Consider the following 15215-nt stretch of genomic DNA (forward strand, 5'->3'; position numbering starts at 1 on the left):
AGTACGTTCAAATTTTGCTTTAGCCACTTTCAATTACCTTTTTATTTGAGACTTCTTACCGAAGTCCTTCCTAACAATTAAAAATTACGTGATTCAATGATTTGATCAGTTACATTTTTCGGAGCTTCACCATATTTTAGAAACTCCATCGAGTAAGACGCTCGGCCTTGTGTTTGTGAACGCAAATCAGTTGCATATCCAAACATCTCAGCTAACGGAACTTTAGCTCGAACAATTTTAATACCACCAGGGCCATCTTCCATACCATCGATCATACCACGACGACGGTTAAGGTCACCCACAACATCCCCCATAAAATCTTCAGGGGTGGTTACTTCAACTTTCATTAAAGGTTCAAGTAACACTGGGTTTGCCTCAGCGGCACCTTTTTTAAAGCCCATAGACCCAGCAATTTTAAACGCCATTTCGTTAGAGTCAACATCATGATACGAACCATCGTACAATGTAACCTTAACGTCAAGAACAGGATAACCAGCAATAACACCAGATTTCATTTGTTCTTGGATACCTTTATCTACAGCAGGGATGTATTCTTTAGGAACAACACCACCAACAATAGCGTTTTCAAATTGATAGCCAGCACCTTCTTCTAAAGGTTCAATCTTCAACCAAACATGACCGTATTGACCACGACCACCTGATTGTCGAACAAATTTACCTTCAACTTCAACAGCATTACGGATAGTTTCTCGATAAGCTACTTGAGGCTTACCGACGTTCGCTTCAACTTTAAATTCTCGCTTCATACGATCGACAAGAATGTCTAAGTGAAGCTCACCCATACCTGAAATGATAGTTTGACCAGATTCTTCATCTGTTTCAACTCTGAATGAAGGATCTTCTGCAGCTAGTTTACCTAAAGCTAGCCCCATTTTTTCTTGGTCAGCTTTAGTTCTAGGTTCAACTGCTACAGCAATTACTGGTTCAGGGAATTCCATGCGCTCTAGGGTAATAACGTGATCTGAGTCACACAAAGTATCACCCGTTGTCACGTCTTTCAGACCAATTGCGGCTGCAATATCACCAGCGCGAACTTCTTTAATTTCTTCACGTTTATTCGAGTGCATTTGCACAATACGTCCAAAACGTTCTTTTTTGGATTTAACTGGGTTATACACGGCATCACCGGTATTAACTACACCTGAATATACACGGAAGAAAGTTAAAGTCCCTACAAATGGGTCAGTTGCGATTTTAAATGCTAATGCAGCGAATGGCTCGTCATCACTTGAATGTCGCTCACCCTCAGATTCATCGTCGTTAATACCCTTAATAGCAGGCACATCAGTTGGTGAAGGCATAAATTCGACCACTGCATCTAATACAGCTTGAACACCTTTATTTTTAAACGCAGAGCCGCAGGTACATAAAACAATTTCATTGCTTAATGTACGCGTACGCAACGCTTGTTTAATTTCACCCTCTGATAAAGTTTCACCTTCAAGGTATTTTTCCATCAACTCTTCTGAAGCTTCGGCAGCTGCTTCTACCATCTTTTCACGATATTCCTCTGCCTGCGCTTGCATGTCAGCAGGAATATCTTCATAGGCAAAAGTCACCCCTTGGTCAGCATCATTCCAGTTGATGTATTTCATCTTGATTAGATCGATTACACCAGTGAAGTGATCTTCAGCACCAACAGGCAGCTGAATAGGCACTGGCACTGCGTTTAATCTATTTTCAATTTGATTTACAACGGCAAGAAAATCAGCACCTGCACGGTCCATCTTATTAACAAAGACCATACGTGGAACGTGATATCTATCTGCTTGACGCCATACTGTCTCAGACTGAGGTTGAACACCAGATGAAGCACAAAATACGACCACTGCGCCATCTAATACTCTGAGCGAACGTTCTACTTCAATAGTGAAGTCAACGTGCCCAGGCGTATCAATGATATTTACGCGATGCTCGTCGAACTGCGCATCCATACCACGCCAAAACGTAGTAGTGGCTGCAGAGGTGATAGTAATACCACGCTCTTGTTCTTGCTCCATCCAGTCCATGGTTGCAGCACCATCGTGCACCTCACCGATTTTGTGAGATAAACCAGTATAAAATAACACACGCTCTGTCGTGGTAGTTTTACCAGCGTCTACATGTGCGCATATACCGATATTACGATAGCGCTCGATAGGAGTTTTGCGAGCCACAATATATATCCTCTTAGATTGGACTGATTACCAACGATAATGAGCGAATGCTTTGTTGGCTTCTGCCATACGGTGAACGTCTTCACGCTTCTTAACGGCAGTACCTTTGTTTTCTGCTGCGTCTACAATTTCTGCGGCTAGACGCTGTGCCATAGATTTTTCACCACGCTTACGAGCAGCTTCTACTAACCAACGCATACCTAATGTATTACGACGAACTGGACGTACTTCTACTGGAACTTGGTAGGTTGAACCACCAACACGACGAGATTTAACCTCTACAGAAGGACGAACGTTTTCAAGTGCAGATTCAAATACATCTAAATGCTCTTTAGTTGATTTATCTGCAGCGATGTCTAATGCGCCGTATACGATTTTTTCTGCGATTGATTTTTTGCCGTCTAACATAACGACATTAACGAATTTTGCTAATAGTTCACTATGGAACTTAGGATCTGGTAGGATTTTACGTTGACCTACAACTCTTCTTCTTGGCATTGTATTGCTCCAATTTTTCAGGGATAACCCAAAACTAATTAATTTACTTGCTTGGCCTTACTCTTATCGGAGAACCGTTAAGCCTTAGGTCTTTTAGCACCGTACTTAGAACGGCCTTGCTTACGCTTCGTAACACCCGCGCAGTCTAAAGAACCACGAACAGTGTGATAACGAACACCAGGTAAATCTTTAACACGACCACCACGAATAAGAACAACACTATGCTCTTGTAAGTTATGGCCTTCACCACCGATATATGAAGTAACTTCAAAACCGTTGGTTAAACGAACACGACATACTTTACGTAATGCTGAGTTTGGTTTTTTAGGTGTAGTCGTGTAAACACGAGTACATACACCACGACGCTGTGGGCAAGCTTCTAAAGCAGGAACGTTACTTTTAACGGTCTGTTTTACACGAGGCTTACGCACGAGCTGGTTAATAGTTGCCATTAACTGCTCCTAACAATAAATAAGCGTTTAAAAATGAAAAATCCGCGCCTCTATTACTAGAGGCCGCGGAATTTTAATGTTCAAGGAATGAACTGTCAATGAAAACCCGAGATCTTGCTAATATTTAGTGTCAATCGGGTCAAATCATTAAACTTTATTCAGAATCATTGTTGAAATCTGCGTTAAGTGCATCAGTTAATGCACGTTCTGCTTCATCAGCTGTAACTGAAGTATCAACAACAGGTTCTAATGGATTATTACGTTGAGCTTGACGTTTTTGATGATACGCAAAACCAGTACCAGCTGGAATTAAGCGACCAACAATTACGTTTTCTTTCAAACCGCGTAAATCATCATTCTTGCCACTTACAGCAGCTTCAGTTAACACACGAGTCGTTTCCTGGAACGATGCCGCTGAGATAAATGATTCAGTAGAAAGCGACGCTTTAGTAATACCCAACAATTGATATTCAAACTGAGCAAGCTCTTTGCCTTGTTCAGCCAATAGTCGGTTTTCGATATTAACCGCAGCTACTTCAGCAGTTTCACCTTCTAAGAACTGAGTATCACCACTTTGTTTGATCTCACACTTACGCAGCATTTGACGCACGATAACTTCAATGTGTTTGTCGTTAATTTTTACACCCTGTAAACGATATACTTCTTGTACTTCGTTTACTATGTAATTACAAACATCTTGAATACCACGTAAACGGAGAATGTCATGTGGAGACTCAGGACCATCGGCAATAACTTCACCACGTTCAACTTGTTCACCTTCAAACACGTTCAATTGACGCCATTTAGGGATCATCTCTTCGTGTTGAACACCACCTTCCGTGGTAATAATTAGGCGACGTTTACCTTTGGTTTCTTTACCAAATGAAACTGTACCTGAAATTTCTGCAAGTATTGCTGGATCTTTCGGTTTACGCGCTTCAAACAAGTCAGCTACTCGAGGTAGACCACCCGTGATATCACGAGTTTTTGAACTTTCTTGCGGAATACGAGCTAACGCATCACCAGAGTGAACAGTCGCACCATCTTCAAGGTTAATTAATGCATTACCAGGCAAGAAGTACTGAGCAGGCATATCTGTACCACTCATGTTAACCGCTTGACCTTTATCATCAACGAGGCGAATTGCTGGGCGCATTTCTTTACCCGCACCGGTACGATCTTTAGGATCGATAACCACTATGCTAGATAAGCCGGTTAATTCATCTGTTTGACGAGTAATAGTTACACCATCAACCATGTCAGCAAACTGAACTTTACCTACTACCTCTGTGATGATTGGGTGAGTATGCGGATCCCAGTTAGCGATAGTTTCGCCAGCAGAAACTGCATCACCATCCGCTTTATTTAATACTGCACCATAAGGAACTTTATAACGTTCTTTTTGACGGCCTTGCTCATCGATTACGGTTAGCTCACTTGAACGTGAAGTAATAACGATGTTGCCATCCGCATTGGTTACAAATTTAGCTTTAGAAAGCTTAATTGAACCGTCAGTTTTAACTTGAATGCTATTTTCTGCAGACGCTCTTGATGCTGCACCACCGATGTGGAAAGTACGCATGGTTAACTGAGTGCCAGGTTCACCGATTGATTGTGCTGCAATAACACCAACAGCTTCACCTTGGTTAATGATATGACCACGTGCTAAGTCACGGCCGTAACACTTACTACACACACCGTAGTCGTTATCACAAGTAATAACAGAGCGAACTTTAACTTCATCAACTGAGTTAACTTCTAAAAGGTCACACAAGCCTTCATCAATCATCACGTTACGTGCAATTAATACATCGCCATCAGGACCAATTACATCTTCAGCAACAACACGACCTAATACACGTTCACGAAGTGGTTCTACAACGTCACCACCTTCGATTAATGGACGCATCCAAGTACCGTTTTCAGTACCACAGTCGACACCCATGACAACCATATCTTGTGCAACGTCTACTAAACGACGAGTCAAATAACCCGAGTTTGCAGTTTTAAGTGCTGTATCCGCCAAACCTTTACGCGCACCATGAGTTGAAATAAAGTACTGTAGTACGTTTAGACCTTCACGGAAGTTCGCAATGATTGGTGTTTCAATGATTGAACCATCTGGTTTTGCCATCAAGCCACGCATACCAGCCAACTGACGAATCTGCGCCGGGCTACCACGAGCACCAGAGTCAGCCATCATGTAGATTGAGTTGAAGCTAGCTTGTTCTTCTTCTTCGCCTTTAGCATTGATAACAATATCTTTAGATAAGTTATCCATCATAGACTTAGCTACGCGTTCGTTAGCAGAAGACCAAATATCGATGATTTTATTGTATTTCTCACCAGCTGTTACAAGACCCGTTTGGAACTGCTCTTGGATTTCACTTACTTCAGCTTCAGCTTCATCAACAATTGCTTTTTTCGCTTCAGGAATAACCATGTCATCAATACCAACAGAAGCACCTGAAAGCATTGCGTAGTGGAAACCTGTATACATGATTTGGTCAGCGAAGATAACAGTATCTTTCAAACCTAACTGACGGTAAGAAGTATTCAACAAGCGTGAAATCTGCTTTTTACCCATAGCTTGGTTAATAATATCGAATGGCATACCTTTAGGTAAAATTAACGATAATATTGCTCGGCCAGCTGTCGTATCAACAATTGATGTATTTGTAACTTCTTCGCCATTTTCGTCAAATAAAGTTTGCGTTAAACGAACTTTACAACGAGTATGCAATTCAACAGCACCGGTACGGTATGCTTTTTCGGCTTCTTTAGCATCTTTAAAGACAGTACCTTCACCTTTACCGTTAACCTTGTCGCGCGTCATATAGTACAAACCTAATACAACGTCTTGTGAAGGTACGATAATTGGCTCACCATTCGCTGGTGATAAAATGTTATTGGTAGACATCATTAACGCACGCGCTTCTAATTGCGCTTCTAACGTTAATGGTACGTGTACCGCCATTTGGTCACCGTCGAAGTCAGCGTTGTATGCCGCACAAACTAACGGGTGTAAATGGATTGCTTTACCTTCAATTAATACAGGTTCAAAAGCTTGAATACCTAATCTATGAAGTGTCGGTGCACGGTTTAATAATACTGGATGTTCACGAATTACTTCGTCTAATACGTCCCAAACCTCTGGTGCTTCACGCTCTACTAATTTTTTAGCAGCTTTTATCGTTGTTGCTAAACCACGAAGTTCCAATTTACCGTAAATGAAAGGCTTGAATAATTCCAATGCCATTTTTTTCGGTAAACCACATTGATGCAAACGTAAAGTAGGACCAACGGTAATTACAGAACGACCTGAGTAGTCAACACGTTTACCCAATAAGTTTTGACGGAAACGACCTTGTTTACCTTTGATCATATCGGCCAAAGATTTTAATGGACGTTTGTTCGAACCAGTGATTGCACGACCACGACGACCATTATCTAATAACGCGTCTACTGCTTCTTGTAACATACGTTTTTCGTTACGTACGATAATGTCAGGTGCAGCTAGGTCTAATAAACGTTTCAAACGGTTATTACGGTTAATAACACGACGATATAAATCGTTTAGGTCTGAAGTTGCGAAACGACCACCGTCCAAAGGTACTAATGGACGTAAATCTGGTGGAAGAACTGGCAACACAGTCATAATCATCCAAATTGGATCATTACCTGACTGATGGAAAGCTTCCATTAACTTCAAACGTTTAGTAATTTTTTTACGCTTAGTTTCAGAGTTAGTTTCTGGTAACTCTTCACGCATTTCTTTGATTTGTTGAGCCAAATCAATGTGACGTAATAAATCTAAGATAGCTTCTGCACCCATCTTAGCTTCAAACTCATCACCATATTCTTCTAATGCGTCTAAATAATCTTCTTCATTTAATAACTGGCTGCGCTCTAATGAGGTCATGCCTGGTTCAGTTACTACAAATGATTCAAAATACAATACGCGCTCGATATCACGTAATGTCATGTCTAACATTAAACCGATACGAGATGGTAAAGATTTTAAGAACCAAATATGTGCAACTGGACTTGCTAATTCAATGTGACCCATGCGCTCACGACGCACTTTAGTTAAAGTAACTTCAACACCACATTTTTCACAAATAACACCACGGTGCTTAAGACGTTTGTATTTACCACACAAACATTCGTAATCTTTTACAGGGCCAAAAATACGCGCACAGAACAAACCATCTCTTTCAGGTTTGAAAGTACGGTAGTTAATCGTTTCTGGTTTTTTAACTTCACCAAATGACCATGAACGGATCATATCTGGCGAAGCTAAACCAATCTTGATACTGTCAAATTCTTCAGTTTTGTTCTGCTGCTTGAGAAACTTCAGTAAGTCTTTCACGCTGATTCTCCACTCGGAGTTAAAATCCTAAGCAGCGGTTGACACCGCTGCTCTCGCCTTAGCCGTCGAAGTTTATTCTTCTTCCAACTCTATATTGATACCCAATGAACGGATTTCTTTCAACAATACGTTGAACGACTCAGGCATGCCTGGTTCCATTTTATGGTTACCATCTACGATGTTCTTATACATCTTAGTACGACCGTTAACGTCATCTGACTTAACTGTCAACATTTCTTGTAATGTGTAAGATGCACCGTAAGCTTCTAATGCCCACACTTCCATCTCACCGAAACGCTGACCACCGAATTGAGCTTTACCACCCAATGGCTGTTGCGTTACAAGACTATAAGAACCAGTTGAACGCGCATGCATTTTGTCATCAACCAAGTGGTTCAGTTTCAGCATATACATGTAACCAACGGTTACTTTACGTTCAAATGGGTTGCCAGTACGACCATCGTATAACTGGATTTGGCCACTAGTTGGTAATCCAGCTAAAGTAAGAAGTTGTTTAAGTTCTGGCTCTTTAGCACCATCAAAAACAGGCGTTGCTACTGGTAAACCAGCTTTTAAGTGGCTTGCCAAACGACGAACTTCATCATCAGTAAAGCTTGCAATATCAACTTTTTGTTGACCACCACCAACGTTATAAACTTCTTGTAAATAGTTACGTAGCTCATGCAATTCACGCTGTTCAGCCAACATTTGATTGATCTTACGACCAATACCACTTGCAGCTGCCCCTAAATGCGTTTCTAAGATCTGCCCCACGTTCATACGTGATGGTACACCCAATGGGTTTAGTACGATGTCTACAGCTTCGCCATTTTCATCGTATGGCATATCTTCGATTGGAAGAATAGTCGAGATAACACCTTTGTTACCGTGACGACCCGCCATTTTATCACCAGGTTGAATTTGACGTTTAACTGCAAGGTATACTTTAACAATTTTAAGTACGCCTGGCGCTAAATCATCACCTTGAGTGATTTTACGACGTTTTTCTTCTAGCTTTTTGTCAAATTCAGCACGGGTTTCTTCATACTGTTCAGCAATTTGCTCTAATTCTTCCTGTAAAGCTTCATCAGTTAAGCTTTGCTTAAACCATTTAGCTTTATCAAGCGAATCTAATACAGATTCAGCAACGCCAGCTTTGATCAATAATGCGCGAGCACGTGCGAAGATGTCATCTTCAAAAATCTTCATTTCAGTTGAAAGGTCTTTCTTCACCTCTGCAACTTGCATCTGCTCAATTTCTTTGGCGCGTTGGTCTTTTTCAACACCATCACGCGTAAAGACTTGTACATCGATTACTGTACCACTTACGCTGTTTGGTACTCGTAACGAGCTATCTTTTACATCAGACGCCTTTTCACCGAAGATAGCTCTTAGTAGCTTCTCTTCTGGGGTTAATTGAGTTTCACCTTTAGGAGTAACTTTACCCACTAAGATGTCACCACCTTTAACTTCCGCACCAATGTACACAACACCAGATTCATCAAGCTTAGATAACGCAGATTCGCCAACATTAGGAATATCCGAAGTAATTTCTTCTGGGCCTAATTTAGTATCACGTGCAATACAGCTTAATTCTTGAATATGGATTGTAGTAAATCTATCTTCATCAACAACGCGCTCAGAAACTAGGATTGAATCCTCAAAGTTATAACCATTCCAAGGCATGAATGCGATACGCATATTTTGACCTAACGCCAACTCACCTAAATCGGTAGAAGGACCATCGGCTAATACATCACCACGCACAACTGGAACACCCATTTCAACGGTTGGACGCTGGTTAATACAAGTGTTTTGATTTGAACGAGTGTATTTAGTCAAGTTATAGATATCGATACCTGCTTCACCAGGTACTGTTTCTGATTCATTAACTTTAACAACGATTCGGCTTGCGTCTACGTAGTCAATCACACCGCCACGTTTAGCAACAACAGTTACACCTGAGTCAATTGCAACGGTTTTTTCAACACCTGTACCGACTAATGGCTTGTCAGCTTTTAGCGTTGGTACTGCTTGACGTTGCATGTTCGAACCCATTAATGCACGGTTAGCATCATCGTGTTCAAGGAATGGAATCAATGACGCAGCAACAGACACAATCTGCTGAGGAGACACGTCCATATATTGAACTTCTTCCGAGTTCATCAAAGTAAATTCGTTTTTGTAACGACAGTTAACTAATTCATCAGTTAAGCGACCATCTTCATCTGTCGCAGCACTTGCCTGCGCGATTACATGGTTGCCTTCTTCGATTGCTGATAAATATTCAATTTGGTCAGTTACTTGGCCGTCAACAACTTTACGGTAAGGTGTTTCTAAGAAACCAAAATCATTAGTACGCGCATAGCTTGCTAATGAGTTGATCAAACCGATGTTTGGACCCTCAGGCGTTTCAATTGGACATAAGCGACCATAGTGAGTTGGATGTACGTCACGTACTTCGAAACCGGCACGCTCACGCGTTAAACCACCTGGACCTAATGCAGAAATACGACGCTTATGCGTTACTTCTGACAATGGGTTATTTTGGTCCATAAATTGAGATAACTGGCTTGAACCAAAATATTCTTTAACCGCAGCTGAAATTGGCTTAGCGTTAATTAAATCTTGTGGTGTTAAGTTTTCTAAATCACCTAAGCTTAAACGCTCTTTAACAGCACGCTCTACACGAACTAAACCAACACGGAATTGGTTTTCAGCCATTTCACCAACACTACGGATACGACGGTTACCTAGGTGGTCGATATCATCCACTTCACCTTTACCGTCACGAATATCAATCAAGGTTTTCATTACATCAGTAATGTCCTGATTTGATAATGTACCTTCACCGATAAGCTCATCTCGTTGAACTCGACGGTTGAACTTCATACGACCAACGCTTGATAAATCATAACGTTCGTCATTGAAGAATAGGTTTTCAAATAGTGCTTCGGCAGCTTCACGTGTTGGTGGCTCACCAGGACGCATCATACGATAGATTTCAACTAAAGCTTCAATACGATTAGTTGTGGAATCTACACGTAAAGTTTCAGAGATATATGCACCATGATCTAGGTCATTTATGTAAAGTGTGTCTAAAGTTTTGTGACCAGCTTTACTTAACTCTGCCAATAACTCTAAGGTTAATTCGGTATTTGCTTCCGCGATCACTTCGCCAGTTGATTCATCAATGTAAGATTTCTTCAATATCTTACCGATTAAGTATTCAACTGGAACTTCCAATTCAGTGATATTGGCTTTAGCTAATTGGCGAATGTGGCGTGCAGTAATACGACGACCTTTTTCAACCAATACTTCACCTTCAGCGCCTACAATATCAAATGCAGCCGTTTCACCAAGCAAACGCTCAGGCACTAATTGCATTAAACAACTAGCGTCTTTAATTTCAAATGTTACAGTTTCAAAGAATAACTCAAGGATTTCTTCAGCACTGTAATCTAATGCACGTAAGATAATAGTCGCTGGTAATTTACGGCGACGGTCAATACGTACAAACAAATTGTCTTTTGGATCGAATTCAAAATCCAACCAAGAACCACGGTAAGGAATAACGCGCGCGTTATATAAAACTTTACCTGAAGAGTGCGTTTTACCTTTATCGTGATCAAAGAATACACCTGGAGACCTGTGCAACTGCGATACGATTACCCGCTCTGTGCCATTAATAACGAAAGTACCGTTATCTGTCATCAGAGGGATTTCACCCATATATACTTCTTGTTCTTTGATGTCTTTAATCGTACCAGCTGGTGCTTCTTTATCGTATAAAACAAGTCTGAGTTTTACGCGTAATGGCGCAGAGTAGGTGACCCCTCTGACTTGACATTCTTTAACATCAAATACGGGTTCGCCCAAGTGGTAACTGACATACTGTAATTCGGCGCTACCAGAATAACTAACGATAGGGAATACAGAACGGAAAGCAGCTTCCAGACCGTATTGACCATCTGGGTCTGCATCTATGAATTTTCGGAAAGAGTCTAACTGGATGGAAAGTAAGTACGGTACATCCAGAACCTGTGGACGCTTACCAAAATCCTTACGAATGCGTTTCTTTTCGGTATAAGAATAAGCCATGGGGTTCCTCAGCTTGCTGATTCAAAGATTTAACAGCTATACGGACTGTTCAAATCTACAATCATAATCGACTTTTGGTGAGCTTATTTAGCACAAAGCTCTATAGCGCAAAAAGGCCGGCACTTTTTAAGCACCAGCCCTTGCCCGTTAAGGCGAATAAACTGTTAAATAACAGCTTATTTAACTTCAACTTCAGCACCAGCTTCTTCAAGTGCTTTCTTAAGTTCTTCAGCTTCCTCTTTAGAAGCGCCTTCTTTGATTGGAGCAGGAGCGCCGTCAACCAAACCTTTAGCTTCTTTAAGACCCAAGCCAGTTGCACCACGTACAGCTTTGATAACTGCAACTTTATTGCCACCAGCGCCTTTAAGGATAACGTCAAACTCAGTTTTCTCTTCAGCAGCTTCGCCAGCGCCAGCTGGACCAGCAACTACAGCTGCAGCTGCAGATACGCCGAATTTTTCTTCCATTGCAGAAACTAATTCTACAACATCCATTACAGACATTTCTGCAATAGCTTCAATGATTTGGTCTTTAGTGATAGACATAATCTCTAATCCTAATAAAATTTTTAAACTAATGTAAATTTAAGCAGCAATTAATATTAAGCTGCTTCTTCTTTTTGATCGCGAATAGCTGCAATTGTACGAACAAGTTTGCCAGCCGCTGCTTCTTTCATGCAGCTCATCAACTTCGCCAAACCTTCTTCGTAAGTTGGCAATGATGCTAAAACTTCTACGTCAGCAACTGCACCTTCGAACGCAGCACCTTTGATTTCGAACGTTTTGTTCGCTTTAGCAAACTCTTTTAAAATACGAGCGGCCGCACCTGGGTGCTCGTTAGAGAATGCAATCAAAGTTGGACCTACGAATAATTCTGTTAAACATTCGTAGTCAGTGCCTTCTACCGCGCGACGTGCCAATGTATTACGAACAACTTGAAGTTGAACGCCTGCTTCACGAGCTTGCTTACGCAAAGCTGTCATAGCACCTACAGTAACACCACGAGAGTCAGCAACAACTGCAGAAAGTGCACCTTTGGCAGCTTCGTTGACTTGAGCGACAATTTCTTTTTTGCCTGCGAGTCCTAATGCCATTAGTGTAACTCCTGGATATCCTAGATAAAATCTAGATTAAAATAACCCCAAAGCAAAATACCTTGGGCGTGATTCACGGATTAGGTCCAGAAGAGGATTAAATCTTCGAGGTTCCTTCACCGTCTACGTAGGATAATTAAGCAAATCAGATAATTATCAAATTAGCCCCTACGGTCTTGGACGTGAGCCTTGCGGCACGACCTTAAATTTGGCCGCGAAGTTTAACTAAACTTTGCGGCCAAGTAAAGCTTTTAGTTCAACTATTAAGCAGTTACAGTAGTCAAGCTAGCTTGATCAACCTGTACACCAGCACCCATAGTAGTTGATAAACTTACTTTAGCGATGTATTGACCTTTCGCTTGAGCTGGTTTTGCTTTTTTCAATGCGATGATTAAAGCTTCTAAGTTTTCTTTCAACTGAGCTTCAGTAAAGTCTGCTTTACCGATAGTTGAATGAACGATACCGTTTTTGTCGTTGCGGTAACGAACCTGACCAGCTTTTGCGTTTTTAACCGCTTCAGCTACGTTAGGTGTTACAGTACCAGTTTTAGGGTTTGGCATTAAACCACGTGGACCTAAAATAGTACCTAATTGACCAACAACACGCATTGCATCTGGTGTAGCAACAACTACGTCAAAATCCAATTCGCCTTTCTTAACCTGTTCAGCCAAATCTTCCATACCAACGATATCAGCACCAGCTTCTTTAGCCGCATCAGCGTTTGCACCTTGAGTGAAAACAGCTACACGAACTGTGCGACCAGTACCGTGTGGCAATACTGTAGCACCACGTACGTTTTGGTCAGATTTACGTGCATCAATGCCTAGGTTAACAGCAACGTCAACGCTCTCAACGAATTTTGCAGTTGCAAATTCTTTCAATAAAGCAACAGCTTCGTTGATTTCATATAATTTAGTTACGTCTACTTTTTCGCGGATAGCGCGAGCTTTTTTACTTAATTTAGCCATTGATTAGCCCTCCACCACTAAGCCCATGCTGCGCGCAGAGCCAGCAATTGTATTTACAGCTGCGTCTAAGTCAGCAGCAGTTAAGTCAGGCTCTTTAGCTTTTGCGATTTCTTCTAACTGAGCACGTGTAACTTTACCTACTTTGTCAACGTGTGGCTTAGAAGAACCACTCTTGATGCCTGCAGCTTTTTTCAATAAGAAAGATGCTGGTGGAGTTTTAGTTTCGAACGTGAAAGAACGATCGTTATAAACAGTAATAACAACTGGAACTGGAGCACCTTTTTCTAGGCTCTCTGTTTTTGCGTTAAACGCTTTACAGAATTCCATGATGTTTACACCTTGTGCACCCAAAGCTGGGCCCACTGGTGGACTTGGGTTAGCCATACCAGCTGCAACTTGCAACTTAACTAGGGCTTGTACTTTTTTAGCCATTTTAATTACCTCAGTAGTAGGGTCGAACGCCTAGTAAATGTGAGGACACTTACTCTACGGCTTCCCAATCAAAAATAAGGGCGCGGATTATAGGTTAATCCTTAGCCTTTTTCAACCTGTGAGAATTCGAGTTCAACTGGTGTTGAACGACCGAATATCAATACAGAAACTTTTAAGCGGCTTTTTTCGTAATCAACTTCTTCAACAACACCGTTGAAGTCTGCGAATGGGCCTTCAATAACACGGACAACTTCGCCTGGTTCAAACAATGTTTTCGGACGCGGCTTGTCGTGTGATTCTTGTAATCTATTTAAGATAGCTTGCGCTTCTTTATCAGAAATCGGTGCTGGACGGTCACTTGTACCACCGATAAATCCAAGAACACGAGGTGTGCTTTTAACTAAATGCCATGACTCATCGTTCATAACCATTTGCACTAAAACATATCCTGGGAAAAATTTACGTTCACTTTTACGTTTTTGACCCGCACGCATTTCAACAACTTCTTCGGTCGGCACTAAAATTTCACCGAAAAACTCTTCCATATTGTTTAACGCAATATGCTCTTTCAAAGTTGTTGCAACACGGCCTTCATATCCAGAAAAGGCTTGAACTACATACCAACGTAATTTAGCTTCTGCCATATCTTATAACCCCAATCCAGTTAAGAATGATACTGCACGTACCATAATGCCATCTAAGCCCCATAAAATCAGCGCCATAATGACAGTTGCAACCAAAACGATGGCCGTTGTGCGCCAAGCTTCATCACGTGTTGGCCAAATTACTTTACGAACTTCAGTACGCGATTCTTTAGCAAAATCAATTGCGTCACGACCTTTACCTGTTTGTGCAGCAATTAAACCTGCTACCACAACTGCAGCAACGACAGCAATAGCGCGCCACAACACAGATACTTGTTCTGTATATAAATAGTTACCGACTACAGCGGCACTTAGGATTGCAAAAGTTAAGATCCATTTGACTGGGTCTAAACGAGATCCTTGATTTTCTGTTTCAACGCTCATACGTAAAAACCTTTTCCGGGTTTACAGACAAAAACGCCCCGCATAGCGAGGTACTTTAAATATTGGCAGGGGCGGAGGGACTCGAACCCCCAAC

General features: G+C 41.4%; 11 protein-coding genes. All 11 read right to left on the reverse strand.

Annotated features, from left to right (window positions below; all coding sequences use genetic code 11):
• Positions 1-77: 77 nt before the first annotated feature.
• Positions 78-2177 carry an elongation factor G gene (gene fusA, locus DS2_RS18225; protein ID WP_035016457.1) on the reverse strand — a complete coding sequence of 700 codons (2100 nt, stop codon included), beginning with the start codon at positions 2175-2177 and terminating at the stop codon, positions 78-80.
• Between the two features lie 27 nt (positions 2178-2204).
• Entirely contained in the window at positions 2205-2675 is a 471-nt protein-coding gene (rpsG, locus tag DS2_RS18230) for a 30S ribosomal protein S7 (protein ID WP_035016458.1), read from the reverse strand.
• Between the two features lie 77 nt (positions 2676-2752).
• The gene (rpsL, locus tag DS2_RS18235; protein ID WP_035016459.1) at positions 2753-3127 is read right to left on the reverse strand and encodes a 30S ribosomal protein S12; all 375 of its coding nucleotides are present in this window, start codon (positions 3125-3127) and stop codon (positions 2753-2755) included.
• A gap of 154 nt (positions 3128-3281) precedes the next feature.
• The gene (gene rpoC / locus DS2_RS18240; RefSeq protein WP_035016460.1) at positions 3282-7499 is read right to left on the reverse strand and encodes a DNA-directed RNA polymerase subunit beta'; all 4218 of its coding nucleotides are present in this window, start codon (positions 7497-7499) and stop codon (positions 3282-3284) included.
• A 72-nt stretch (positions 7500-7571) separates the two neighbouring features.
• Positions 7572-11600, reverse strand: coding sequence for a DNA-directed RNA polymerase subunit beta (gene rpoB / locus DS2_RS18245; RefSeq protein ID WP_035016461.1), 4029 nt, complete (start codon positions 11598-11600; stop codon positions 7572-7574).
• Between the two features lie 176 nt (positions 11601-11776).
• Positions 11777-12145 carry a 50S ribosomal protein L7/L12 gene (gene rplL, locus DS2_RS18250; protein ID WP_035016462.1) on the reverse strand — a complete coding sequence of 123 codons (369 nt, stop codon included), beginning with the start codon at positions 12143-12145 and terminating at the stop codon, positions 11777-11779.
• Between the two features lie 56 nt (positions 12146-12201).
• A complete protein-coding gene (rplJ, locus tag DS2_RS18255) occupies positions 12202-12693 on the reverse strand; it encodes a 50S ribosomal protein L10 (RefSeq protein ID WP_035016463.1) in 492 nt (163 codons plus the stop codon).
• Between the two features lie 263 nt (positions 12694-12956).
• On the reverse strand, positions 12957-13661 hold the full coding sequence (gene rplA / locus DS2_RS18260; RefSeq protein ID WP_035016464.1) for a 50S ribosomal protein L1: 705 nt from the start codon (positions 13659-13661) through the stop codon (positions 12957-12959).
• Positions 13662-13664: 3 nt separating this feature from the next.
• Positions 13665-14093: a 50S ribosomal protein L11 gene (gene rplK, locus DS2_RS18265; RefSeq protein WP_035016465.1), complete on the reverse strand. Its 429-nt coding sequence runs from the start codon at positions 14091-14093 to the stop codon at positions 13665-13667.
• A 101-nt stretch (positions 14094-14194) separates the two neighbouring features.
• A complete protein-coding gene (gene nusG, locus DS2_RS18270; RefSeq protein WP_035016466.1) occupies positions 14195-14737 on the reverse strand; it encodes a transcription termination/antitermination protein NusG in 543 nt (180 codons plus the stop codon).
• A gap of 3 nt (positions 14738-14740) precedes the next feature.
• Positions 14741-15121 (reverse strand): preprotein translocase subunit SecE, encoded by a 381-nt coding sequence (gene secE / locus DS2_RS18275; RefSeq protein WP_035016467.1) that lies wholly within the window; start codon positions 15119-15121, stop codon positions 14741-14743.
• Between the last annotated feature and the right edge of the window lie 94 nt (positions 15122-15215).

It is taken from the genome of Catenovulum agarivorans DS-2 (assembly GCF_000568405.1).
Lineage (GTDB): Bacteria > Pseudomonadota > Gammaproteobacteria > Enterobacterales > Alteromonadaceae > Catenovulum > Catenovulum agarivorans_A.